At 68.7% G+C, this 21,509-nt stretch carries 25 protein-coding genes; 12 read left to right on the forward strand and 13 right to left on the reverse strand.

The features are described 5' to 3' along the window. Nucleotides 1–3 precede the first annotated feature (3 nt). Entirely contained in the window at nucleotides 4–468 is a 465-nt protein-coding gene (locus tag ASE75_RS03960; RefSeq protein ID WP_055928953.1) for a group I truncated hemoglobin, read from the reverse strand. 29 nt (nucleotides 469–497) lie between these two features. After that, nucleotides 498–1,406 carry a DUF3034 family protein gene (locus ASE75_RS03965; RefSeq protein WP_082463810.1) on the reverse strand — a complete coding sequence of 303 codons (909 nt, stop codon included), beginning with the start codon at nucleotides 1,404–1,406 and terminating at the stop codon, nucleotides 498–500. Between the two features lie 77 nt (nucleotides 1,407–1,483). On the opposite strand from ASE75_RS03965, the gene ASE75_RS03970 reads away from it, so the two are divergent. Both ASE75_RS03970 and ASE75_RS03975 read left to right on the forward strand, forming a co-directional pair. Beyond that, entirely contained in the window at nucleotides 1,484–2,107 is a 624-nt protein-coding gene (locus tag ASE75_RS03970; RefSeq protein ID WP_235512503.1) for a methylamine utilization protein, read from the forward strand. Continuing rightward, the gene (locus ASE75_RS03975) at nucleotides 2,104–4,464 is read left to right on the forward strand and encodes a putative bifunctional diguanylate cyclase/phosphodiesterase (RefSeq protein WP_082463776.1); all 2,361 of its coding nucleotides are present in this window, start codon (nucleotides 2,104–2,106) and stop codon (nucleotides 4,462–4,464) included. The genes ASE75_RS03970 and ASE75_RS03975 overlap by 4 nt, the downstream gene beginning before the upstream one ends. 20 nt (nucleotides 4,465–4,484) lie before the next feature. Here ASE75_RS03975 and ASE75_RS03980 read toward each other — a convergent pair whose 3' ends face one another. After that, nucleotides 4,485–5,105 carry a glutathione S-transferase family protein gene (locus ASE75_RS03980; RefSeq protein ID WP_055928959.1) on the reverse strand — a complete coding sequence of 207 codons (621 nt, stop codon included), beginning with the start codon at nucleotides 5,103–5,105 and terminating at the stop codon, nucleotides 4,485–4,487. A gap of 85 nt (nucleotides 5,106–5,190) precedes the next feature. On the opposite strand from ASE75_RS03980, the gene ASE75_RS03985 reads away from it, so the two are divergent. The 7 genes from ASE75_RS03985 (at nucleotide 5,191) to ASE75_RS04015 (ending at nucleotide 11,988) form a co-directional block, all read left to right on the forward strand. Beyond that, complete coding sequence (locus ASE75_RS03985) at nucleotides 5,191–6,600, forward strand: dihydrolipoyl dehydrogenase (protein WP_055928961.1); 1,410 nt, start codon at nucleotides 5,191–5,193, stop codon at nucleotides 6,598–6,600. 3 nt (nucleotides 6,601–6,603) lie between these two features. Then, entirely contained in the window at nucleotides 6,604–7,002 is a 399-nt protein-coding gene (locus ASE75_RS03990; RefSeq protein WP_156340097.1) for an HIRAN domain-containing protein, read from the forward strand. Nucleotides 7,003–7,100: 98 nt separating this feature from the next. After that, the gene (locus tag ASE75_RS03995) at nucleotides 7,101–9,140 is read left to right on the forward strand and encodes a carbon starvation CstA family protein (protein WP_055928965.1); all 2,040 of its coding nucleotides are present in this window, start codon (nucleotides 7,101–7,103) and stop codon (nucleotides 9,138–9,140) included. Further along, nucleotides 9,137–9,319 (forward strand): YbdD/YjiX family protein, encoded by a 183-nt coding sequence (locus ASE75_RS04000; RefSeq protein ID WP_055928967.1) that lies wholly within the window; start codon nucleotides 9,137–9,139, stop codon nucleotides 9,317–9,319. The genes ASE75_RS03995 and ASE75_RS04000 overlap by 4 nt, the downstream gene beginning before the upstream one ends. A 13-nt stretch (nucleotides 9,320–9,332) precedes the next feature. Then, nucleotides 9,333–10,382: a LacI family DNA-binding transcriptional regulator gene (locus tag ASE75_RS04005; RefSeq protein WP_055929475.1), complete on the forward strand. Its 1,050-nt coding sequence runs from the start codon at nucleotides 9,333–9,335 to the stop codon at nucleotides 10,380–10,382. 456 nt (nucleotides 10,383–10,838) lie between these two features. Beyond that, nucleotides 10,839–11,096, forward strand: coding sequence for a hypothetical protein (locus ASE75_RS04010; RefSeq protein WP_055928971.1), 258 nt, complete (start codon nucleotides 10,839–10,841; stop codon nucleotides 11,094–11,096). Next, entirely contained in the window at nucleotides 11,089–11,988 is a 900-nt protein-coding gene (locus ASE75_RS04015) for an ROK family protein (protein ID WP_082463777.1), read from the forward strand. The genes ASE75_RS04010 and ASE75_RS04015 overlap by 8 nt, the downstream gene beginning before the upstream one ends. Nucleotides 11,989–12,280: 292 nt before the next feature. On the opposite strand, the gene ASE75_RS04020 is transcribed toward ASE75_RS04015, so the two are convergent. Genes ASE75_RS04020 through ispG form a run of 6 tightly spaced genes read right to left on the reverse strand, consistent with a single transcriptional unit; the run spans nucleotide 12,281 to nucleotide 16,153 of the window. Then, nucleotides 12,281–12,904, reverse strand: a complete 624-nt coding sequence (locus tag ASE75_RS04020) for a retropepsin-like aspartic protease family protein (RefSeq protein WP_055928978.1) — start codon at nucleotides 12,902–12,904, stop codon at nucleotides 12,281–12,283. 54 nt (nucleotides 12,905–12,958) lie between these two features. Beyond that, nucleotides 12,959–13,441 carry a GNAT family N-acetyltransferase gene (locus ASE75_RS04025; protein WP_055928980.1) on the reverse strand — a complete coding sequence of 161 codons (483 nt, stop codon included), beginning with the start codon at nucleotides 13,439–13,441 and terminating at the stop codon, nucleotides 12,959–12,961. Further along, complete coding sequence (locus ASE75_RS04030) at nucleotides 13,438–14,334, reverse strand: DMT family transporter (RefSeq protein WP_055928983.1); 897 nt, start codon at nucleotides 14,332–14,334, stop codon at nucleotides 13,438–13,440. Before ASE75_RS04030 ends, ASE75_RS04025 begins: the two co-directional genes overlap by 4 nt. Further along, entirely contained in the window at nucleotides 14,331–14,711 is a 381-nt protein-coding gene (locus tag ASE75_RS04035) for a type II toxin-antitoxin system VapC family toxin (protein WP_055928986.1), read from the reverse strand. The genes ASE75_RS04030 and ASE75_RS04035 overlap by 4 nt, the downstream gene beginning before the upstream one ends. Next, nucleotides 14,708–14,992, reverse strand: a complete 285-nt coding sequence (locus ASE75_RS04040) for an AbrB/MazE/SpoVT family DNA-binding domain-containing protein (protein WP_055928989.1) — start codon at nucleotides 14,990–14,992, stop codon at nucleotides 14,708–14,710. The genes ASE75_RS04035 and ASE75_RS04040 overlap by 4 nt, the downstream gene beginning before the upstream one ends. Nucleotides 14,993–15,028: 36 nt before the next feature. Next, nucleotides 15,029–16,153 carry a flavodoxin-dependent (E)-4-hydroxy-3-methylbut-2-enyl-diphosphate synthase gene (gene ispG, locus ASE75_RS04045; protein ID WP_055928991.1) on the reverse strand — a complete coding sequence of 375 codons (1,125 nt, stop codon included), beginning with the start codon at nucleotides 16,151–16,153 and terminating at the stop codon, nucleotides 15,029–15,031. Between the two features lie 100 nt (nucleotides 16,154–16,253). Between ispG and ASE75_RS04050 the strand changes: the two genes are divergently transcribed. Genes ASE75_RS04050 through ASE75_RS04060 form a run of 3 tightly spaced genes read left to right on the forward strand, consistent with a single transcriptional unit; the run spans nucleotide 16,254 to nucleotide 19,395 of the window. Then, nucleotides 16,254–17,189, forward strand: coding sequence for an isoaspartyl peptidase/L-asparaginase family protein (locus ASE75_RS04050; RefSeq protein WP_055928994.1), 936 nt, complete (start codon nucleotides 16,254–16,256; stop codon nucleotides 17,187–17,189). A gap of 42 nt (nucleotides 17,190–17,231) precedes the next feature. Further along, a complete protein-coding gene (locus ASE75_RS04055) occupies nucleotides 17,232–18,092 on the forward strand; it encodes a S1/P1 nuclease (protein WP_055928997.1) in 861 nt (286 codons plus the stop codon). 19 nt (nucleotides 18,093–18,111) lie between these two features. After that, nucleotides 18,112–19,395, forward strand: a complete 1,284-nt coding sequence (locus ASE75_RS04060; protein WP_055929000.1) for a VWA domain-containing protein — start codon at nucleotides 18,112–18,114, stop codon at nucleotides 19,393–19,395. 82 nt (nucleotides 19,396–19,477) lie between these two features. On the opposite strand, the gene ASE75_RS04065 is transcribed toward ASE75_RS04060, so the two are convergent. The 4 genes from ASE75_RS04065 to pal all read right to left on the reverse strand — a co-directional run bounded on the left by ASE75_RS04065 (nucleotide 19,478) and on the right by pal (nucleotide 21,507). Further along, nucleotides 19,478–19,711, reverse strand: coding sequence for a hypothetical protein (locus tag ASE75_RS04065; protein ID WP_082463778.1), 234 nt, complete (start codon nucleotides 19,709–19,711; stop codon nucleotides 19,478–19,480). Next, on the reverse strand, nucleotides 19,701–19,913 hold the full coding sequence (locus ASE75_RS04070; RefSeq protein ID WP_055929005.1) for a hypothetical protein: 213 nt from the start codon (nucleotides 19,911–19,913) through the stop codon (nucleotides 19,701–19,703). The genes ASE75_RS04065 and ASE75_RS04070 overlap by 11 nt, the downstream gene beginning before the upstream one ends. Nucleotides 19,914–19,923: 10 nt before the next feature. Continuing rightward, entirely contained in the window at nucleotides 19,924–20,829 is a 906-nt protein-coding gene (locus tag ASE75_RS04075; protein ID WP_055929008.1) for an SPFH domain-containing protein, read from the reverse strand. A 144-nt stretch (nucleotides 20,830–20,973) separates the two neighbouring features. After that, complete coding sequence (pal, locus tag ASE75_RS04080; protein ID WP_055929011.1) at nucleotides 20,974–21,507, reverse strand: peptidoglycan-associated lipoprotein Pal; 534 nt, start codon at nucleotides 21,505–21,507, stop codon at nucleotides 20,974–20,976. Between the last annotated feature and the right edge of the window lie 2 nt (nucleotides 21,508–21,509).

A 21,509-nucleotide genomic window follows, 5' to 3' on the forward strand; every position in this document is an offset into this window, starting at 1 on the left:
GCGTCAGCGTTCGACGATGTCGCGCTTCATCGGCGCGAGCTTCGCCAGCAGCCGGTTCTGGGCCATGAACGGGACGCCTTCCTGTCGCATCGCCGCCTGCAGGTTTTCGACCAGCGCGCCCATGTCCGCCTGCTGGATGCCCAGATCGCGGTGCGAGTCCTTCATCGTCCGGCCGGTATAGGCGCAGCCGCCGTTCAGGATGTAGCAGAACTGCTCCTTCAGCGTCCGTCGCAGCCGCGCCATGTCCTGACCGCGAAAGATGTCGCCGATGCGCCGGTCGGCGATCGAGCGGACGACAAGGTCGTCGACGATCCGGTCGACGCCGTCGCGCCCGTGGAACGCGCGCCACAAGCCGTCGCCGCCGACCGGCGTCGCGCCGGCATTGGCATCGGACACGGTATAGGGATCCACCGGCTCCTCCGGCACGACGACCGTCTGGGTGGCCAGCAACAGGGCGATCAACAGCATCTCGTCATCCTTGTATCAGCGCCGGGATATCAGAACGCGCCCTGCAGCGACAGGAACAGCCCGCGCTGGCCCGGCACCGTGGCGATGTCGCCCATATCGGCATAGGCCGCCGACAGCGTCACGTTGCGCTGCATCGCCCAGGCGGCGAACAGGTCGTAGCTGTCGTCCTCGTTGGCGAAGCGCAGATTGTTCGGCTTGGTCCGGTATTCGCCGCCGACCAGCAGGCGCGACGTCAGCAGCATCCCCGCCGACCCCTCGAACTGCGCGGTGCGCCCGGCGGTCCGGTCCCCGCCGAAGCCGAGCAGACCCAGCTGGTTGGCCTTGGTCAACCGGACCGTCGCGTCGACCACCAGGCTTTGCGCCAGAAGCACCTTGGTCGCCGACACATAGAAATCCGTCCCGCGCGTCTCGCGCGCGCCGACCGCGCGGACGACGGCGGCCTTGTCGGCGATCTTGTGCTGCACGCCGATCGCGATCTGCGGCAGGGACGCCGCCCCCCACACCGCATCCCCCGCGATTCGTAGTTTCGCGCCAAGGATATCCTGCGCGAAGGTGAAGCCGCGACCCAGCCCCAGCGCGGCCCCCGCCCGCCGCGTGTCGAAACTCTGGTGCGCGTAGGACAGCTCGACCCGGTCGAACAGGCCGATCGCCGCGCCATAGCTTTTCAGGTCGAAATCGGGCAGCGCCACCAGTGTCGCATGCGCGCTGCCGCCGATGCCGGCGTCGGTTTCGTTGCCGGCGATCATCGCCCATGTCGCGATACCGCCGCCGGCCGCGCCCTCGACATTGGTGATCCCGTCGGTCAGGACCAGCTTGCCCCCGGCGCGATGATCCCCGGCGATCGCCGGACTGGCGGCCAGGCCACCACCTGCCAGCGCAAGCGTGGCAAGAACGACGAAGACGGACGGATAACGTCGGATGCGGTCGGGCTTCTGCATGGCCGACCCAATGGATCCATAGTGGTTCATATACCGTAAACCGGGCTTTCACCCACCTGAAACGATTGTCGCGATAGATGCAGGTTATGACGATCCGTTTTTCCGCCGCCCTGATTCCCCCTGCAATGCTGGCCGCGTCCGCACTGGCCGTGCCGTCGACGGTATTGGCCGCCAGCGTGACCATCGACGTCCGCGGCCCCGACGGCCGGCCGCTGCCCGGCGCGGTGGTCAGCGTGGAATCCCCGCGCGGCGGCACCCCCGTCGTGCGCGGGCCGTATGTGGTCGAACAGCGCGACATCACCTTCCAGCCCGACGTGCTGATCGTGCCCGTGGGGGCCAGCGTCGTGTTTCCCAATCGCGACAAGGTCCGCCACCACGTCTATTCCTTCTCCAAGGCCAGGAAGTTCGACCTGAAGCTGTACGGACGCGAGGATGCGCGCAGCATCGTGTTCGACAAGGCGGGCGTCGTCACGCTGGGCTGCAACATCCACGACCGGATGAACGGTGCGATCTACGTTACCGCGTCCCCCTTCACGGTGCGGACCGACGCCGCCGGCCGCGCCGCCCTGTCCGGTGTTCCAACCGGACCAGTGACCATTCGCGTATGGCACCCGTCGATCCGCGCGGCCGGCAACGTGCTGAGCCAGACCGCGTCGGTCGCCGCCACCGGCCTGTCCACCACCTACGCGATCCGCCGATGACGATCCCGTGGCGCTGGCGGTTCAGGAGCCTCAGGGCGCGGCTGGCGGTGCTGTACGCGCTGCTGTTCGCGGCCGCGCTGGTCGTCGTCGCCATCGTCGCGCAGACCATGATCTGGAACCACGCGCGCGAATCGGTCGCCGCCGAATTGACCGCGAGCGGATCGGTGTACGACCGGCTCTGGGCCTTGCGCGCCAAGTCGCTGACCGGGTCGGCCGATGTGCTGGCACGGGATTTCGGGTTCCGCGCGGCGGTGGCCAGCGGCGACCGTCCGACGATCGAATCCGCGCTGGTCAACCTGCAGGCGCGCGCCGGCGTGGCCCATGCGGTCGTCGTCAACCTGGACGGAACGGTCATCGGCGCGGCGGCGGACCTGAGCGCGACGGTTGCCCGCCTGCCCTTCACCCTGGCCGACGGTCGGCGCGACGCGGTGGTGGCCTCCGGCGGATCGGTCTTTCGCCTGGTCCTGTCGCCGATCCTGGCCCCGACCGAAATCGGCTGGGTCGTGTTCGCGGTGCCGCTGGATGCCGGCGAGATGCGCGCGCTGGAGAAACTGTCGGCGATCCCGCTGATCGCGACGATGCTGCGCCGTGATTCCGCCGGTCACTGGATCGCCGCCGACGGGTCCGTGGGTGCCAATGCGCAGACCGATGCGCTGGTCGCCGAAACGCGCGCGGCCCGCCTGCTGTCGCTGCCGCAAGGGCGTGCCTATGCGCTGGCCAAGCGGCTGCCCGGTCCGTCGGGCCAGCCACAGGCGGCGCTGCTGATCCGCTATCCGCTGGATGCGGCGCTTGCCCCCTATCTGCCGCTGCAGGTGGGCATGATGGTCGCCGGGCTGCTCGGGCTGGTGCTGGTGATCGCCGGCAGTCAGCGGCTGGCGCGCGGGATTGCCGGGCCGATCGCCGCACTGGACCGGGCGGCGCGCGCCCTGGAGGACGGCGGGCGGACCGAAGTGGCGGTCGAGGGCCGCGACGAAATCGGCCGGCTTGCCGAGAGTTTCAACAAGATGTCGGCCGGCATCGTCGAGCGCGAACACCGGATCACGCATCTGGCGCTGCACGACGCGCTGACCGGCCTGCCCAACCGCAGCTTCTTCCGCCAGTCGCTCGACCAGGCGCTGACCCGCAGCGTGCGGTCGGGCGAAAGCGTGGCGGTGCTGTCGCTCGACCTCGACGGGTTCAAGGGGGTGAACGACACGCTGGGCCATCCGGTCGGTGACGCCCTGCTGCGGATGGTCGGCACGATGCTGGCCGAACGCGTGACCGACGGCCTGCTGGCCCGGCTGGGCGGCGACGAATTCGCGATCATCCTGAACGGGGCGATCGACCCGGCCCGCCCGCGCGAGCTGGCGCAGGCGATCATCGACATGTTGCGCGCGCCGCTGGTCGTCGACGATCATCCGGTCATGATCGCGACCAGCATCGGCATCGCGATCGGCCCGGCCGATGGCGCGGATGCCGACCATCTGCTGAAGCATGCCGACCTGGCGCTGTACCGCGCCAAGCAGGACGGGCGCGGCATCTATCGCTTTTTCGAACCCGCGCTGGACGCCGCCGCCCGCGCGCGCCGGCAACTGGAGCTGGACCTGCGCCGGGGCCTGCACGACGGCGAGTTCGCACTGCACTTCCAGCCGATCTTCGACCTGAAGGCCCAGCGGATCGGCGGGTTCGAGGCCCTGCTGCGCTGGAACCACCCGACACGCGGGTTCGTGTCGCCGGTCGAGTTCATCCCCGTGGCCGAGGAAACCGGCCTCATCATCGGCCTTGGCGAATGGGTGATCCACGAGGCCTGTCGACAGGCGGTACACTGGCCCGACCACGTCCGGGTCGCGGTCAACGTGTCCCCGATCCAGTTCCGCAACGACGGATTCAAATCAATCGTGCTGCAGGCCCTCACCCGCAGCGGGCTGGTGCCGCAGCGGCTGGAGGTCGAGATCACCGAATCGGTGTTCCTGGATGGCGAAGGTCCGGTCGTGTCGCTGCTGCACAGCCTGCGCGCGATGGGCATCCGCATCGCGCTGGACGATTTCGGCACCGGCTATTCCTCGCTCAGCTATTTGCGGAGCTTTCCCTTCGACAAGCTGAAGATCGACCGGTCGTTCGTCATCAGCGTGGCGCAGGACCCAAGCGCCGCGGCGATCGTCCGCGCGATCCTCGACCTCGCATCGGCGCTCGGCATGGATACCACGGCCGAGGGGGTCGAGGACGAGGATCAGCTGGCGCGACTGCACGGACAGGGCTGCGGCAGTATCCAGGGCTATCTGTTCAGCCGCCCGGTCGCCGCCGCCGGGATCGCCGGCCTGCTGGCCTCGGACCTTACGGGGATCGAGGAGCGCGCGGACCACGCCCGCGCCGCCTGACCCCCGATTCGCGCCACGGCTCAGCGCGGCGGCACCATCGGACCGCCCTTCTCGATCGCGCGTTGCAGGCCGGGACAGGCCTTCAGCCGGTCGAGATAGGCGACGATGCCCGGATGCCCGTCCAGCAACCCGGCCTGATGCGCCATGTCGAGCATATAGGTCATCTGCATGTCCGCCAGCGTGATTCGGTCGCCCATCAGATAGGGGCCGGCGATCCCCGACAGGAGATAATCGAGCGTGCGCGCGACCCGGTCCTTTGCGAACCCGTCGACCTTGTCGGGCAGGCCGCCGAGCATTCCGCCGATCAGCGCCATCATGATCGGAAAGCCGGCGGTGCTTTCGACATAGTCCAGCCATTCCTCGTGCAGCGCATGCGCGGTGGTCCCGGCGGGTGGCGTGAAGCGGCCCTGCCCGTGGCGGTCGTGCAGGTAGCGCAGGATGGTGGCGGATTCGGCCAGCACCAGATCGCCGTCGACGATCGCCGGCGACTTGCCGAGCGGGTGGGCGGATTTCAGCGTCTCGGGCGCCGAGAACTCCGGCGTGCGGGGATAGCGAACCAGATCATAGGGGAGATTCAGTTCTTCGAGCAGCCAGATGATCCGTGTGCCGCGGGAATAGTCGAGATGATGCAGGGTCAGCATTGATGGTTCATCCTATGGTCGCGCAAACGGTGGAACGGACGCACCCGGCGAAAGGTTCAGTGGCGCAACATCTGGAGAATACCCCATGCAGACGCTGGAATGTGACGTGGCGGTCATCGGTGCCGGGACCGCCGGGCTGGCGGCCGAGCGTGCGGCACGGCGGGCGGGGGCGACGACCCTGCTGATCGACGACCGGTTCGCGGGCACCACCTGCGCCAGCGTCGGCTGCATGCCGTCGAAGCTGCTGATCGCGGCCGGCAAGGCGGCGCATGCGGTGCGCAATGCCGGGATCTTCGGCGTCACCGTGCCTACACCGACAATCGACGGCGCGGCGGTGATGGCGCGCGTCCGGCATGAGCGCGACCGGTTCGTGGCCGGGACCAAGGCGTCGATCGCCCGCCTGCCGGACGGGATCGCGGTGCAGGCCACCGCCCGCTTCGTCGATGCGACGACGCTGGCACTGGACGATGGCCGGCATGTCCGCGCGGAATCGTTCGTCATCGCCACCGGATCGCGGCCGATGATGCCGCCGATGTTTGCAGCCCTCGGCGACCGGGCGCTGACTAACGAGACGATCTTCGAGTTGTCGACGCTGCCGGCCTCGATGGCGGTGATCGGTGCGGGTGCGATCGGGCTGGAACTGGCGCAGGCACTGGCCCGGCTGGGTGTCGCAGTGACTGTGTTCGACACAGGCGCGCGGATCGGCGGCGTGAAGGATGCGGTGGTCGAACCGGTCCTGCGCGATCTGCTGGCGCGCGAACTGGACTTCGTGCTTGGCGTCACGGTGGAGGCCCGCCGCGATGGCGACGGCGTGGCGGTATCGTGGACCGGCGATTCGTCAGGGAAAGCCTGGTACGACCACGTACTGGTCGCAGTCGGGCGTCCTCCGGCGCTCGACCGGCTGAACCTCGATGCCACCGGACTGGTGCGCGACGATCACGGCACACCAGTGTTCGATCCCGCCACGATGCAGTGCGGCGCGTCGGCGATCTTCATCGCCGGCGATGCCGACGCCAGTCGGACGGTGCTGCACGAGGCATCGGACGAGGGCGCGATCGCCGGGCGCAACGCGGCGCGCTTTCCCGATGTCGAGCCGGCCGAGCGGGCGGTGCCGTTCACGATCACCTTCACCGACCCGCCAATCGCGACGATCGGCCAGCCGGCCGGCGACGACAGCGTAATCGGCGAGGCGTCCTACGCGGATCAGGGCCGGGCCAAGGTCGAGGCGCGCAATGTCGGCCTCGCCCGGATCTATGCCGATCCAAAGGACGGGCGGCTGACCGGCGCGGTGATGGCGGCTCCCGGCATGGACCATGTCGGCCACCTGATCGCCTGGGCCATCGCGCGCGGCGAAACCGCGACCGCGCTGCTCGACCTGCCCCTCTATCACCCGACGCTGGAAGAGGGGTTGAAACCGGCATTGCGGGCCATCTGCCACGCGGTGCATGCACCGACCGGCAGCGATGCCGACCGGGGCATACCACCGGGCGCCTGACGCATGGGCCGCCAGATGAGCCTGTACGTCGTCGGCGCGGATTATCCGAACCGCAAAGGCGGCGGTAATCGCCGGTTCGAAATCATGCTGTGCACGCCCGGCGAGCCGGTCGCGCTGGTATCCGAACCACGCAATCCGGTTGATCCGAACGCGGTGATGGTCATAAGCGCGCGGGATATTCAGATCGGTTATCTGACCGCCGAGCGCGCACCGTGGATCGGGGCAATGCTGCGGGCCGGTCGCGCTATCGACGCGGTCTTTCAGGGGCCGACGAGCGCGGGCGCGGCGATCCGGGTTGCGTTTGACGGCGACCGGCCCGTCCTGCCGCTGGTCAGCCATCCGCGCCCGCACCCCGATGCCGACAGCGGGTTCTGGCCCGACCCGACCCCACCGGATGATTGAACCGCCGGCATGATCGGTGATACGACAACGGGTTCCCGAAACGGTCGCACGCCTGCTAGGATAGCCGCCATTCGGTGGGGGACAGCAGCGTGACGGTCATGGGCAAGGCGGTGTGGGCGGTGATCGCCATCGTCGGAGCGGTTGCACTGGGCGTCGTCGCCACCGTGCGTGGCGAGAATGTAAACGCGCTCTGGATCCTGACCGGCGCGGTCTGCGTCTATCTGATCGCCTATCGCTTCTATGCCAAGTTCATCGCCACCGTCGTACTCGGCCTCGACCCGGCGCGGCCCACCCCGGCGGTGACGCGCGGCGACGGGCTGGATTATGTGCCGACCGACCGCCGCGTCCTGTTCGGCCACCATTTCGCCGCCATCGCCGGCGCGGGGCCGCTGGTCGGGCCGGTGCTGGCGGCGCAGATGGGGTATCTGCCGGGCACGCTGTGGATCCTGGTCGGCGTCGTGCTGGCCGGCGCGGTGCAGGATTTTCTGGTCCTGTTCCTGTCGATGCGGCGCGACGGCAAGTCGCTGGGCGAGCTGATCCGGCTGGAAATGGGCGTGGTGCCCGGCACGATCGCGCTGTTCGGCGCGTTCATGATCATGGTCATCATCCTGGCGGTGCTGGCGCTGATCGTCGTGCGCGCGCTGGCCGAAAGTCCGTGGGGGTTGTTCACCGTCGCCGCGACCATTCCGCTCGCCGTCCTGATGGGCATCTATACCCGCTGGATCCGCCCGGGCCGGATCGGCGAGGTGTCGATCCTGGGTCTGGTCGGGCTGGTCGCCGCGATCGTCTATGGTCAGGCGGTCGCCGCGTCGCCGGTCTGGGGTCCGATCTTCACGCTGACGCCGATCCAGCTGTGCTGGACGCTGATCGGGTACGGCGCGGTCGCCGCCACGCTGCCGGTCTGGCTGCTGCTCGCGCCGCGCGATTACCTGTCGACCTTCCTCAAGATCGGCGCGATCTGCGCGCTGGCGATCGGCATCGTCATCATGGCCCCGCCCCTGCGGATGCCGGCGCTGACGCCGTTCGTCGACGGGTCCGGCCCGGCGTGGTCCGGCGCGCTGTTCCCGTTCCTGTTCATCACCATCGCCTGCGGCGCGGTATCGGGCTTCCACGCGCTGATCGCCAGCGGCACGACGCCGAAGCTGATCGCGAGCGAGGGCGATGCCAAGTTCATCGGATACGGCGCGATGCTGATGGAAAGTTTCGTCGCGATCATGGCGCTGATCGGTGCGTCGATCCTCGACCCCGGCGTGTATTTCACGATGAACAGCCCGGCGGCGATCGTCGGCACCGACGCCGGGTCCGCCGCCGCCGCCGTGACCGCCATGGGCTTTCCGATCAGCGCCGAGACGATCACCCGCACCGCGCAGGAGGTCGGCGAGAAGACGATCATCAGCCGGGCGGGCGGCGCGCCGACGCTGGCCGTGGCGATGGCCGAAATCTTCAGCCACGTCGTCGGCGGCAACGCGATGAAGGCGTTCTGGTATCACTTCGCGATTCTTTTCGAGGCGCTGTTCATCCTGACCGCGGTCGATGCGGGCACGCGGGCCGGACGGTTCATGTTGCAGGATCTGCTGGGCCTCGCCTTCCCGCGGTTCCGGGGCACCTCGTCGGTCGTGCCGGGGCTGGTCGCGACCGCGCTGTGCGTGGGCGCGTGGGGCTTTTTCCTGTATCAGGGCGTGACCGATCCGCTGGGGGGCGTGAACACGCTGTGGCCGCTGTTCGGTATCTCGAACCAGATGCTTGCCGCCGTCGCGCTGATGCTGGGCACGGTCGTCCTCTTCAAGATGAAGCGCGACCGGTACGCCTGGGTCACCGCCGTTCCCGCCGGCTGGCTGATCCTGTGTACAGGGGCGGCCAGCCTGCTGAAGCTGTTCTCCGCCGATCCGCGAGTCGGCTTCCTGGCGCATGCGTCGAAGTTCGGCGATGCGGCGGCGCGCGGCGAGGTGCTCGCGCCTGCCAAGTCGATGGCGGACATGGGCCGGATCGTGATGAACGACCGAATCGACGCCGGCCTGTGCGCGCTGTTCCTGGCCGTCGTGCTGTCGATCCTGGTCTATGCGATCCGCAGCATCCGCGCGGCGCGGGCGGTCGATCATCCGACGATGGTCGAGACGACGGGACTTGCGACCGCATGACCCTGTTCGCGACGCTGGCGCAGACGGCGCGGCTGATGGTCGGCCTGCCGTCCTACGACGCCTATCTGGCGCATATGGCCGCGCATCACCCGGACCGCGCGGCGATGACCCGCACCGCCTTTTTCCGCGACCGGCAGGAGGCGCGCTATGGCGGCAAGAATGGCGGCCGGTGTTGCTGACCAGGGTGGTGGCATGACCGGTCCCGGCTCCGATCCCGGGGTGCCGACGACGATCGGCAGCCTCGCCGATCTGGCGCGCGCGGCCGGTACGTCGGTGTCGACCGCGTCGCGCGCGCTGTCGGGCCATGCGTCGGTCAACGAACAGACCCGCGCGCGCATCCGGTCGCTGGCCGACGCGCACGGGTTCCAGCCCAACCAGCTTGCGCGCAACCTGCGGCTGCAACGCACCCAATCGATCGGCCTCGTCCTGCCGCTGGGGCATGAGGCGGGACAGCATCTGTCCGACCCGTTCTTCCTGTCGCTGCTGGGTCATCTGGCCGACGGGCTGACCGCGCGCGGGTACGACCTGATGCTGTCGCGGGTCATCCCCACCGACAGCGACTGGCTCGACCGGCTGGTCGACAGCGGACGGATCGACGGGCTGATCCTGATCGGCCAGTCGGACCAGGGCGCGGTGATCGACCGGGTCGCCGCGCGCTATGCGCCGATCGTGGTGTGGGGCGCGGATCTGCCCGGCCAGCGATACCTGACGGTCGGATCGGACAACCGGCTGGGCGGCGCGCGCGCGGCGCAGCACCTGATCGCGATTGGCCGGCGGCGGCTGCTGTATCTGGGCAACGCCAGCGCGCCGGAATTCGCCGAACGTCTCGCCGGGTTCGAGACGGTGGTCGGCGCGGCGCTGGCGGCGGGCGGATCGGGCGTAACCGGCACGACGCTGGACCTGCACATGACGCCGGACGCGGCCTATGCGGCGATCGCGGCGTATCTGGCGGACCATCCCGCCCCCGACGCGATCTTCGCCGCGTCCGACGTGGTGGCGATGAGCGCGCTTCGGGCGCTGCGCGAACGCGGGCTTCGCGTGCCGCAGGATGTCGCCGTCGTCGGCTATGACGACGTGACGCTGGCCGCGCACACCACGCCCGGGCTGACCACCATCCGCCAGGATCTGGTGACGGGCGCGGCGGCGCTGATCGACATCCTGTTCCGGCGGATCGCGGGCGAGCCGGCAGAGTCGCGGCGGCTGGACCCGCAATTGATCGTGCGCGGGTCGAGCGTGGGATAATGATCCGTTTCCCCGCGATGGGGAGGGCGGAGCGGAATGACGGCCTGCGGTATGTGACGCCAAGGCCTGCCGCCTGCCCGGGTGCGCGTGATTCGCGTGGTGGAAGGTTACAAAGGTTACACCCGCAATGGGGGGTAAGCCCTGTCCGCGCGGTGCGCGCGGGGCGGCAGAGGGTTCCGTCGATTGGTGCGGACACGACCGAAGCAAATCGCGCCGATGTAGGACAGCCTTTTTTTGGAAAGGTCCGCCGCCAACCGACCCTCCCCCTTCACATCCGATCCTCGGGATCCCGCTCGCCCTGCCCCTGTCGGCGGCTGTGACGTCGCGGTCTGGTTGCTGGCTGTCGACGGGCTAACAGTATCGCAAACGATTGTGTAAATGCTTGCAAAGGATTGCGGGCCTGCTACCCAGTACTCCTTACCACGACGCGGCGGACCGGCGAGGGGACGAGGGATCATGACGCGCATCACGCGCCTGCTTATCGGCACGTCGCTGGCCTGCCTGCCGCAACTCGCCGCCGCACAGGCCAAGACCGGCGTTGCGCGCAGCCCCGGGCGGCCGGTCGTATCGGGCGGATCCCCGATCCCGCCCCTGCGGGCCGACGGGCTGCCGGTGCCGTACAGGGACGACGGGAACGCCCGGTCCAATTCTGCCGTCGTGCCCGCGCCCGCCAACGGCGCGAGCAGGGTCTTTTGGGGGATGCGCGATGACTGAGCCGTTGCTTGCCGGACTGGAACTGGGCGGAACCAAATGTTTCGCCCTGCTCGGGCGCGGGCAGACCATCCTTGAGCGGGTGGCGATCCCGACCACGACCCCGGCCGACACGATGGACCGGCTGGAGACGCAATTGCGTGACTGGTGGGACCGGGAGGCGTTTGCCGCGATCGGCATCGGCAGCTTCGGTCCGATCGGCCTTGATCCCGCGCGCGATGATTACGGCTTCATCACCAACACGCCCAAGGCCGGCTGGGCCGGGACCGACGTCGCCGGGCGGTTCGGCCGTGCGTTCGCGGTGCCGACAGGCTTCGACACCGATGTGACCGCCGCCGCGCTGGCCGAGCATCGCTGGGGCGCGGCGCGCGGCATGACGTCCAGCATCTACCTGACGATCGGCACCGGCATCGGCGGCGGCGCGGTCGTCAACGGACGCCCCTTGCGCGGGTTTCTCCACCCCGAAATGGGCCATGTCCGCGTCCGGCGCGAGGACGGCGACGGCTTTGCCGGCACCTGCCCGTTCCACGGCGACTGCCTGGAGGGGCTGGCGTCCGGTCCCGCCATCGCCGCGCGGGCCGGACGCCCGGCGCAGGACATTCCGGCAGGCGATCCATTGTGGCAGCCGGTCGCGGGCGCGATCGCCGAACTGCTCGCCACGCTGATCCTGACCCTGTCGCCACAGCGGATCGCGATCGGCGGCGGCGTCGGGTGCGGCCAGCCGCACCTGTTCCCGCTGATCCGCGCGCAGGTCGCGGCGCTGCTGGCGGGCTATGTCGCCGGGGTGGACGCGGCGACGCTCGACACGCTGATCGCGCCGGCGTGCTTCGGCGAACAGGCTGGGCCGCTGGGGACGTTCGCGCTGGCGCTCGCGGCGATGGAGGATACGGGGTGATCGCGGGTAGCGCCCAGTTGCGGTCGCTCCGGAAGGTGATACGAACACCAAATGCTCGCTGTTCTGGTATTGGTTGTCGTAATCATAACATTTGCAATTTGGCGAGGACACATCGGCATTCATGGCTCGGTAGTCTATCGCGCTGAAAATCCGCTGCTTTTTTGGGCACAAGTAGTAATTCTAGGGGTGGGAGCAATGATTTTGGGAATCGCGATCGCTCGCGGCGACTTGTGATCGCTATCGACAGCCGGCTGCGGAAAGCAGCCGGGCAACTAACCGCCAAACGCACCTCTCACGCCCCCGTCACCGCCTGCGGGTGGTGCGGAACCAAGATCATCGTGCGGCCCTCGACCCGCCAGGAGGCGAGGCGGGAGAGCAGGTTCATGCCGATGACGTCGACATTGCCGAAATTGGGCGACACGACGACCGCGACGTCGCGCGCGACGATATTGCCGATGGTCAGTTCGGGCACGGTCGCGGTGCGCGCGCGGACGGTGCCGTTGGCGGTGCTGAGCAGGACCGGGACCAGCGGCGTTTCCACCGCCAGCCCGACGGCGGCGGCGGTATCGGCGGACATCGCGGTCACGGTCGCACCGCTGTCGACCAGCATCCGCCGCTCCACCCCGTTGATCGTCACCCGCGCCCAGAAATGACCGTCATCGGCCATGCGCAACCGCGTTTCCTTGCCGACCACCGTCTGTCCGTCGCTACGCAGCAACCCGGCAACCTTGCCCAGATAGGGATCGAGTTGCGCGCGCTGCGTGAACAGCGTCACCACCAGACCGATCAGCACGATCCAACTGGCGATCGATACCAACGTACCGATGACCGGGATCCTTCGCGCGATCGCCAGTGCGATCAGTGCGAGCGGAATGAGGATGTAGAGCGGCGGCAGGCCGGCAAGGTCGGGGATCATGGCTCGCACCCTGCCACACCCCGCCTGTATGAAGGCTGACCGTAAGCCACGGATTTAGCGGGAATCGGCGGCAAAGGCGGCCAGCGCGTCGCCGCTCAGCCGCTGGATGGTCCAGTCGTCCATGCCCACCGCGCCGACCGATCGGTAGAAGGCGATAGCATCGGCATTCCAGTCCAGCACCGACCATTCGAACCGGGCGCAGCCGCGTGCGACGGCCAGCGCGGCCAGATGCCGCAACAGCGCCTTGCCGATGCCGCGCCCGCGTGCGGCCGGGGTGACGTACAGATCCTCCAGATACAGGCCGCGCCGTCCCTCCCAGGTCGAGAAATTGTGGAAGAACAGCGCAAAGCCCAGCGATGCGCCATCGGTTTCGGCGATGACCGCCTCTGCCGCCGGATGCGGGCCGAACAATGCGTCCGTCAGCATTGCCTCGGTCGCGAGCACCGCGTCCGGCGCGCGCTCGAACGTGGCAAGTTCGCGGACGAAGCGCAGGATGGTCGGCATGTCGGCCGGGGTGGCGGGACGGATGACGGTCATTGCGAGGCCTCGGTCTGGGGGGCGGAAACGGGCTTGCGGATGGCGACGAGGCAGCCGGCGACGATCAGCAGCGCGCCGGCGACGGTCATCGCCGAGACGCGCTCGCCGAACACCAGCCAGCCGAGCGCCGCCGCCCACAGGAACGCGGTATATTCGACCGGGGCCAGCACCTGCGCCTCCGCCCGGCCATAGGCCCAGGCGAGCAGCAGCGACGAGATGGTGCCCAGCACGGCGGCGGCGAGGATCGCCGGTGTCTGCGGCCATTCGGGCGCGCTCGCGAACACCGGCGCACCGATCGCAAGCAGGACCGCGATGACCAGCATCGTGAACAGCGTGACTTCCAGTGGGTCGGCGACCTGCGCCTGCGCGCGCAACAGGACCAGGCTGACGGCGTAGAGCACCGATGCGACGACGATCGCGGCGGTGCCGAGCAGATGGTCGCCGGACGCGGTGCCGCCGCGCTCCCCCGCCGCGATGACGATGACGCCAAGCGTGGCGACCAGCGAGCCGATGATCGCCACGCGCCGGATCCGCTCGCCCAGCGTCACCGCGGCCAAGAACAGCGCGATCAACGGCGCGAGGAAGGTCAGCGCGACGCTTTGCGCCATCGGCACGCGGGCCAAGCCCCAGAAGAATAGCAGCACCGACAGCCCACCGGTCGTGCCGCGCGCGACATGCAGCCGCAGCGCGTGGCGCGACGGCCAGCGCCGACGGCGCGCGAGGAATATCGACCCGGCAATGACCGCGCCCGCCACCGACCGCCACAGCACCGCGCTGTACGCGCCGCTCTGGATCGACAGCCCCTTCATGATCGCGTCCATGCCCGAATAGATCGCGATGGCGATGGAGGCGACCGCGAAGGCGGTGGCCGGTGCCGTCGTCGCGCGGGTCATCGGATGAGGGTGATCGTGAGGTCGAGGCCAAGTTCAGCCCAAAGGCTGTCCGCCGTGAAGACCGTCCCCTTGCGGTCGACGCCCAGCGCAAGGCAGGCGCGGTCCGCCAGCGAGACATTGCGTCCCTTGACCCGTGGCCACAGGTCGGCGGCGATCACCGCCTGCGCATCCGAAAAGGGAACGACGACAATTTCCAACTGGTCCAGCATCGCCATGGCCGCATCGACATCGGTCACCGCGTCGAACAGCTTGCTGCGCACCTCGACCAGATTGACCGCCGACAGCAGGGCACCGCGCGCATGGCCGATCGCGAGATCCGCCCCCGGCTCGTCCTTCAGGATCGCCAGCACGGTCGACGCATCGAAAACGACGGTCAAGACCGCGCGCCGGTCGGAGTGGTTTGGGCAGTTTCGCGGGCAACCTCGGCACGTCGATCCGCGATCAGGGACTCGACCAGATCCCCGACGCCGGGCTTCAGCATCGCGCGGAACCGTGCCTGCGTTTCGCGAACGACCTGCAGATAGGTCTTGAGCACCAGACCGCCGCCGGGATTGCGCTCGATCACCAGCGAATCGCCCTCCTCGATGCCGATTTCGCGGCGTAGTTCGGCGGGAATCACGATCTTGCCGCCCGCGATCACCTTGGCTTGATAGGTCATGAGGCACCTCCCAGTACCCATGACCTATCACAAGACCTACGCCGCCGCCATCGCCCGGGCCGTGTCCGCTGCCTCGATCTCGGCGGCCTTCGCCTCGACCAGCCTGACGATGTGGTCGACCATGCCCTCGTCCTGGACGTGATGGTCGGTGACGCCGGAGAGGTAGACCATGTGCTTGCCGTTGCCGCCGCCGGTCAGGCCGATATCGGTTTCGCGCGCCTCGCCGGGGCCGTTGACGACGCAGCCCAGCACCGACAGCGACATCGGCGTGCGGATATGCTGCAACCGCTCCTCCAGCGCCTGCACGGTGCGGATCACGTCGAACCCCTGCCGCGCGCAGGACGGGCAGGACACGACGCGCACACCGCGATTGCGGATGCCGAGCGCCTTCAGGATCTCGAAGCCGACGCGGACCTCCTCCTCCGGTTCGGCCGACAGCGAGACGCGGATGGTGTCGCCGATGCCGTACCACAGCAGGCTGCCCATCCCGATCGCCGACTTGACGGTGCCGCCGACGAAGCCGCCCGCCTCGGTAATGCCAAGGTGCAAGGGGCAGTCGACCTGTTCGGCGAGCTGCTGGTACGCCGCGACCGCGAGGAACAGGTCGGACGCCTTCACCGCGACCTTGAACTCGTGGAAGTCGTGGTCCTGCAACAGCTTGATATGGTCCATCGCCGATTCGACCAGCGCATCGGGGCATGGCTCGCCATATTTTTCGAGCAGATGCCGTTCCAGCGACCCGCCATTCACGCCGATGCGGATCGCGCAGCCATTGGCCTTGGCCGCCCTGACGACCTCGCCCACGCGCTCGTTCGATCCGATATTGCCCGGGTTGATCCGCAGGCAGGCAGCCCCCGCGTCGGCAGCCTCCAGCGCACGTTTGTAGTGGAAATGGATGTCGGCGACGATCGGCACGCGCGCGGCGCGGACGATCTTGCCAAGCTGCGCGGTCGATTCGACGTCGGGGCAGCTGACGCGGATGATGTCGACGCCCGCATCCTCGCAGCGGCGGATCTGGTCGATCGTCGCCACCGCGTCGGCGGTGGGGGTGTTGGTCATCGTCTGCACGGTGACGGGCGCGTCGCCGCCGACGGGGACATTGCCGACCATGATCTGGCGGCTCGGGCGGCGGACGATGTCGCGCCAGGGTCGAATGGACATGGGGTGGCCTATACCGATTTTCGGTATCCACCGGAAGCCCGTGGCGCGCCCGCAAGGCTCTGATACAGGGCATACGTCCCATTTCTTCCCGGAGTGTCCCATGCCGTCCCCACCTGATCCTCGCTGGACGCTGGTCATCCATGGCGGCGCGGGCACGCTGACCCGCGACACGCTGACGCCGGATCAGGATGCGGGCGCACGGGCGGGGCTGGCAGCGGCGCTGGAGGCCGGGGCGGCGGTGCTGGCGGGCGGCGGTGCGGCGATCGACGCGGTCGAGGCGGCGGTGCGCGTGCTGGAGGACGATCCGCACTTCAACGCCGGGCGCGGCGCGACCTTCACCCATGCCGGCGGGATCGAGCATGACGCCGCGATCATGGACGGTCGCGACCGGAACGCGGGCGCGGTGGCGGGCACCGCCACGACCCGCCATCCGGTCAGCCTGGCGCGCGCGGTGATGACCGACAGCCGCCACGTGTTCCTGTCCGGCGCGGGCGCGGATGCGTTCTCGCGGCAACAGGGACTGGAGCAGGCGGCATCCGACTGGTTCGCGGTGCCGGAACGCCGCCGCCAGTGGGACGAACTGATGGCGAGCGGCGGCGATTCGTTCGATGTCGACATGAAATACGGCACGGTCGGCGCGGTGGCGCGCGACGTTCACGGCCATCTGGCGGCGGCGACCTCGACTGGCGGCGTCACCGGCAAGCGCTGGGGCCGGATCGGCGATTCGCCGGTGATCGGTGCCGGTACCTTCGCCGACGACCGGGCGTGCGCGGTATCGTGCACGGGGTCCGGCGAATATTTCCTGCGCGTGGGCGTGGGGCATGAGATCGCGGCGCGGGTGCGGCTGGCCGGTGCGTCGGTCGCAGACGCCGCGCGGGGTGTACTGGCGGAGGTGAAGGCGCTGGGCGGAGTCGGCGGGGTGATCGTCGTCGGTGCAGGCGGCGAGCCGGTCTGGCAGCTGACGACGCCGGGGATGAACCGGGGGCTGGCGACGTCGGCAGGTGTGCGGACGGTCGCGATCTATGGCGACGAATGAGGGACGTTGGAAAGCGAGCCAAGCCCAAGTAAGACAGCGGTCATGACCCGTCTGCGTATCCTGTTCGCCGCGCTGCTCGCGCTTGTCGCCACCGCGCCTGCCACCGCCTATTGGGAATATGGGCATGAGACGGTGGCGAAGATCGCCATGGCCAATGTCCGACCCGCGACCCGCACCGCGATCCGCCGGCTGCTGGCGCAGCAGGCGCTGCTGGAGACGCCGGAGTGTCCGGCGGGCACGATCGAGCAGGCCAGCGTCTGGGCCGACTGCGTCAAGCCGCTCAAGGATGCGAACGGCCAGTCGCGCTTCGGCTATGCCTATTCGTGGCACTATCAGAACGTGAACATCTGCCAGCCGTTCGACCTGGTGCCCGCGTGCAAGGACGGGAATTGCGTGTCGGCGCAGATCGAGCGCGATGTCCGGTTGCTGAAGGACCGCACGACGCCGAAGGCCGACCGGGTGCGCGCGCTGGCGTTCCTGATCCATTTCGTCGGGGACCTGCACCAGCCGCTGCACGCGGGCGACAAGGCGGACAAGGGCGGCAACGATGCCAAGGCGGACTACGGTGCCTATGGCCCGCCCCGGCTGAACCTGCACAGCATCTGGGACGGATTGCTGGCCGAACGCGCGATCTCGACCCCGCCATCCCTCGTCCGCCGCTATCCCGCCGCCGAGCGAACACGGATAGCGGCTGGCAGCGTCACCGACTGGAGCCGCGACAGCTGGAAGGTCGCACACGACGTGACTTACACCAGCGCAATGGGCGGCGACCCCTGCGCGCCGACGCCCGCCCGGATGAAGCTGGACGACGCGACGATCGCGAAACTGGTGCCGGTGGCGCGTGACGAGGTGAAGAAGGGCGGGCTGCGGCTGGCCAGACTGCTCGATCGCGCGTTGGGGTAGGATCGGCGCGGACGGGGGAATGACGATGGAACTGACCAGGGGTGCCAATGCGCCAGTGACGGGTGATGTGATCGTCGCTACGATAGGCTGCGACCAGATGCCGACGGGACTGGACGTCGACCTGTCCGCCTATCTGCTGACCGCCGATGGCCGGGTGCGCGGCGATGCCGACATGCTGTTTTACGGCAACGCCGCCGATGCGGATGAATCGGTCCGGTTCGACAAGGCCGGTGGCCGCTTCACGGTGCGCACCGACGCGGTGCCGGCGGCGATCGACCGGATCGCGCTCTGCGTGGTGGTCGATGGCGGTGCGGCGGCGGCACTGGGTGCGATCACGCTCAGCATCGCCGACGGCCCGTCCTATCGCCACGCAACCGATGGCCAGCCCGAGGCGGCGATCATCGTCGGCGAACTGTACCGCCGGGCCGGGGCGTGGAAACTGCGCGCGATCGGCCAGGGATTTGCCGGCGGCCTCGCACCGCTGGCGCGATCCTACGGGATCGAGGTCGCGGAGGGGGCCCCTGCTCCGCCGCCGCGTGTCGACCTGCGCAAGCAGGCGCTGGCGCGCAAGCTGGTCGATCTGGGCAAGACCGACGCCAGGCTGGTCGACCTGACCAAGACGGCGGCGGTCAGCCTTGCCAAGACGGGTGCCGATACGCGCGCGGCGAAGTTCTGGCTGGTGCTCGACGTGTCGGGGTCGATGCGCGGGCTGTTCCGGTCCGGCGCGGTCGACCGGCTGATCCAGCGGTGCATGGCCTATGCGCTGAATCTGGACGATGACGGCGACATATCCTGCGTGCTGTTCGACAACGCCGCGCGGATGATCGCGCCGATCACCGCCGCGACCTACGCCGGAACCGCTGCCGAGGTGATGGCCCGGCGCGACATCTGGGGGTCGACCGATTACGGCCGGGCGATGCGGCTGGTGCGCGAGACGGCGGCGGTCGACGCCGATTTCGGCACGGTGCCCGTCTATGTGATGGTCGTGACCGATGGCGGTACCGAGAACCGTCCGCTGGCCGAACGCCAGATCCAGGAGGCGGCGGCCGAAGGCATCTTCTGGAAGTTCATGGCGATCGGGCCGATGCCCAAGGGGGTTGCGCCGAAAGGCCGGGCGCTGCCGCGGGGGTTCGACTTCCTCGCCTATCTGGACGACATGCCCGGGCGCGTGGTCGACAATGCGGATTTCTTCGCGGTGACCGACCCTGATGATCCCAGTGACGAAGCGTTCTTCGACCTGATGGCGAATGAATATGCGGCGTGGATCGCGGCGGCGACGAAAGCGGGGGTTCTGCGCGGGTGATCTTTTACCCGCAATGGGTACCGACCCATCGCCGTTGATGACCACCCCGGCGGAGGTCGGGGTGTGGTAGAGGGTAGCCCCCTCAGTCACCACCCCAGCGCCAGCGCAGGCGCCCCTCCGTCCGCTTCGCCGCAATCGCGATCATCGCCGCCAGCATCAGCATCGCGCCACCGCCGCGCACCCAGCCGGGCAGCGACGACCGCATCAGGGCGATCACCGCGATCACCCCGCCGATGGTCAGTGCCCAGCCCTGCCACGTCACCGGCGTCATGCCCCAGCCGAAGCGTTTGGGGCGGAACCATGCGTTATTCCTCATCATCCGTCTCCTTGGGCGGTCGGCCGCGTCGGGCCGGTTCGGACAGCTTCACCTTGACGCCCCGCCGGCCAAGCGCCTCACGCAGCAGACATTCGACCTGCGCGTTCACGCTGCGCAGGTCGGTCGCCGCCGCCCGCTCGATCGCCGCGTACAAAGCGGGGTCAAGACGCAGCGGAAAGCTCTTGCGCGGGGGGGACGCCAATCCTTCGGCCTTACTGGTACAGCGAACCGGCGTTGACGACCGGTTGCGCATCGCGGTCGCCGCACAGCACGACCATCAGGTTCGACACCATCGCCGCGCGGCGTTCGTCGTCCAGTTCGACGACGTTCTTGGCGGACAGTTGCTCCAGCGCCAGCTGGACCATGCCGACCGCGCCCTCGACCAGCGTCGTCCGCGCCGCCACCACCGCCTGCGCCTGTTGCCGCCGCAGCATCGCACCGGCGATCTCCTGCGCATAGGCCAGATGGGTGAAGCCGCATTCGTCCACCGTGATCCCCGCGACCGACAGCCGCGCGATCAGTTCGGCGCGCAGTTCGACCCCGACCTGATCGTGATGCCCCCGCAGCGTCACCTCCTGATGCTCGAAATCGTCATAGGGGTAGCGCGAGCCGATGGTGCGGACCGCCGCCTCGATCTGGACCATGACGAACGCCTTGTAATCCTCGACGTCGAACAGCGCCTGCGCGGTGTCGGTGACGCGCCAGACGACCTGCGCCGCCATCTCGATCGGGTTGCCGCGCAGGTCGTTGACCTTGATCTTGTCGGAAATGACGTTGTTCGCGCGCACCGCGATCTTCCGACGCATCAGCCAGGGCAGAACCCAGCGCAGGCCGGGATTGCGGTCGGTGCCGGCGTAGCTGCCGAACAGGGTCACCGCCGCCGCCTGGTTCGGCTGCAGCATGTAGAAGCCCGCGGCGATGAACACCGCGCCCGCGACGCAGGCGATCGCCGCCAGCGTCATGATCGGCGGCAACCGGTCGTTGGCAAGGCCGATGACGATCATCAGCGCCAGCCCCGCCAGCGCGACGATGCCGATTAGCATCGTATAGCCGCTGGCGGTCGCCGCCCGCCGCTCCACCGAATGCTGCAACGCTGCCCCGCGTACCGACTCGACCATGCCACCCTCCGTTTAATGTGATATCACTTTTATATCACATTGAGGGGACTCGCAAGCGAAACGAAAACGGCCTCCCGCTCGGGTGAGCGAAAGGCCGTTTCCATTTCAGCCCGTCATCCCGGCGTTTGCCGGGGTGACACCGGGTCAGCTCAGGACGATGGTCACCGCGCGGCGGTTCTGCGCCCAGCTGCCCTCGTCCGATCCGACCGCGACCGGACGCTCCGAGCCATAGCTGATCGTCGACATGCGGTCGGGCGAGACGCCACGCGCGGCCAGATAGTTCTTGGCCGCGTTGGCGCGACGGTCGCCCAACGCGAGATTGTATTCGCGCGTGCCACGCTCGTCGCAATGCCCCTCGATCGTGATGCGGACATTGGGATAGCGGGCGAGCCACGCCGCCTGGCTGTCGAGAATCGCGCGCGCGGTCGCGTCCACGTCGATCTGGTCGAGGCCGAAGTTGATCGTGTTGCTGCTGACCGAACGGGTGAAGTCCGCGTTCGAGCCGGGAACGACCGCACCGCCGACGTCGCCGCCGGTCTGGCCGCCGCCATTCTGGTCCAGCCCGCCTGCCGTGGTGTCGACGGGTGCGGGCGGCAGGACGGCCGGGCGCTTCTTGGCGCACCCGGCGGTGGCGAACAGCGCGGTCGCGATGATGAGCTTGGTGGTGAGATTGGCCATGT

This window comes from Sphingomonas sp. Leaf17 (assembly GCF_001421505.1).
Lineage (GTDB): Bacteria > Pseudomonadota > Alphaproteobacteria > Sphingomonadales > Sphingomonadaceae > Sphingomonas.

Coding starts and splice junctions, on each gene's coding strand:
- ASE75_RS03965 (WP_082463810.1), bottom strand. CDS start 1,406: ATGCAGAAGCCCGACCGCATCCGACGTTATCCGTCCGTCTTCGTCGTT.
- ASE75_RS03970 (WP_235512503.1), top strand. CDS start 1,484: ATGCAGGTTATGACGATCCGTTTTTCCGCCGCCCTGATTCCCCCTGCA.
- ASE75_RS04005 (WP_055929475.1), top strand. CDS start 9,333: ATGACCGGTCCCGGCTCCGATCCCGGGGTGCCGACGACGATCGGCAGC.
- ASE75_RS04025 (WP_055928980.1), bottom strand. CDS start 13,441: ATGACCGTCATCCGTCCCGCCACCCCGGCCGACATGCCGACCATCCTG.
- ASE75_RS04030 (WP_055928983.1), bottom strand. CDS start 14,334: ATGACCCGCGCGACGACGGCACCGGCCACCGCCTTCGCGGTCGCCTCC.
- ASE75_RS03990 (WP_156340097.1), top strand. CDS start 6,604: ATGGGCCGCCAGATGAGCCTGTACGTCGTCGGCGCGGATTATCCGAAC.
- pal (WP_055929011.1), bottom strand. CDS start 21,507: ATGGCCAATCTCACCACCAAGCTCATCATCGCGACCGCGCTGTTCGCC.
- ispG (WP_055928991.1), bottom strand. CDS start 16,153: ATGTCCATTCGACCCTGGCGCGACATCGTCCGCCGCCCGAGCCGCCAG.
- ASE75_RS04000 (WP_055928967.1), top strand. CDS start 9,137: ATGACCCTGTTCGCGACGCTGGCGCAGACGGCGCGGCTGATGGTCGGC.
- ASE75_RS04040 (WP_055928989.1), bottom strand. CDS start 14,992: ATGACCTATCAAGCCAAGGTGATCGCGGGCGGCAAGATCGTGATTCCC.
- ASE75_RS04010 (WP_055928971.1), top strand. CDS start 10,839: ATGACGCGCATCACGCGCCTGCTTATCGGCACGTCGCTGGCCTGCCTG.
- ASE75_RS03960 (WP_055928953.1), bottom strand. CDS start 468: ATGCTGTTGATCGCCCTGTTGCTGGCCACCCAGACGGTCGTCGTGCCG.
- ASE75_RS04050 (WP_055928994.1), top strand. CDS start 16,254: ATGCCGTCCCCACCTGATCCTCGCTGGACGCTGGTCATCCATGGCGGC.
- ASE75_RS03980 (WP_055928959.1), bottom strand. CDS start 5,105: ATGCTGACCCTGCATCATCTCGACTATTCCCGCGGCACACGGATCATC.
- ASE75_RS03975 (WP_082463776.1), top strand. CDS start 2,104: ATGACGATCCCGTGGCGCTGGCGGTTCAGGAGCCTCAGGGCGCGGCTG.
- ASE75_RS04055 (WP_055928997.1), top strand. CDS start 17,232: ATGACCCGTCTGCGTATCCTGTTCGCCGCGCTGCTCGCGCTTGTCGCC.
- ASE75_RS04015 (WP_082463777.1), top strand. CDS start 11,089: ATGACTGAGCCGTTGCTTGCCGGACTGGAACTGGGCGGAACCAAATGT.
- ASE75_RS03995 (WP_055928965.1), top strand. CDS start 7,101: ATGGGCAAGGCGGTGTGGGCGGTGATCGCCATCGTCGGAGCGGTTGCA.
- ASE75_RS04075 (WP_055929008.1), bottom strand. CDS start 20,829: ATGGTCGAGTCGGTACGCGGGGCAGCGTTGCAGCATTCGGTGGAGCGG.
- ASE75_RS03985 (WP_055928961.1), top strand. CDS start 5,191: ATGCAGACGCTGGAATGTGACGTGGCGGTCATCGGTGCCGGGACCGCC.
- ASE75_RS04020 (WP_055928978.1), bottom strand. CDS start 12,904: ATGATCCCCGACCTTGCCGGCCTGCCGCCGCTCTACATCCTCATTCCG.
- ASE75_RS04060 (WP_055929000.1), top strand. CDS start 18,112: ATGACGATGGAACTGACCAGGGGTGCCAATGCGCCAGTGACGGGTGAT.
- ASE75_RS04065 (WP_082463778.1), bottom strand. CDS start 19,711: ATGAGGAATAACGCATGGTTCCGCCCCAAACGCTTCGGCTGGGGCATG.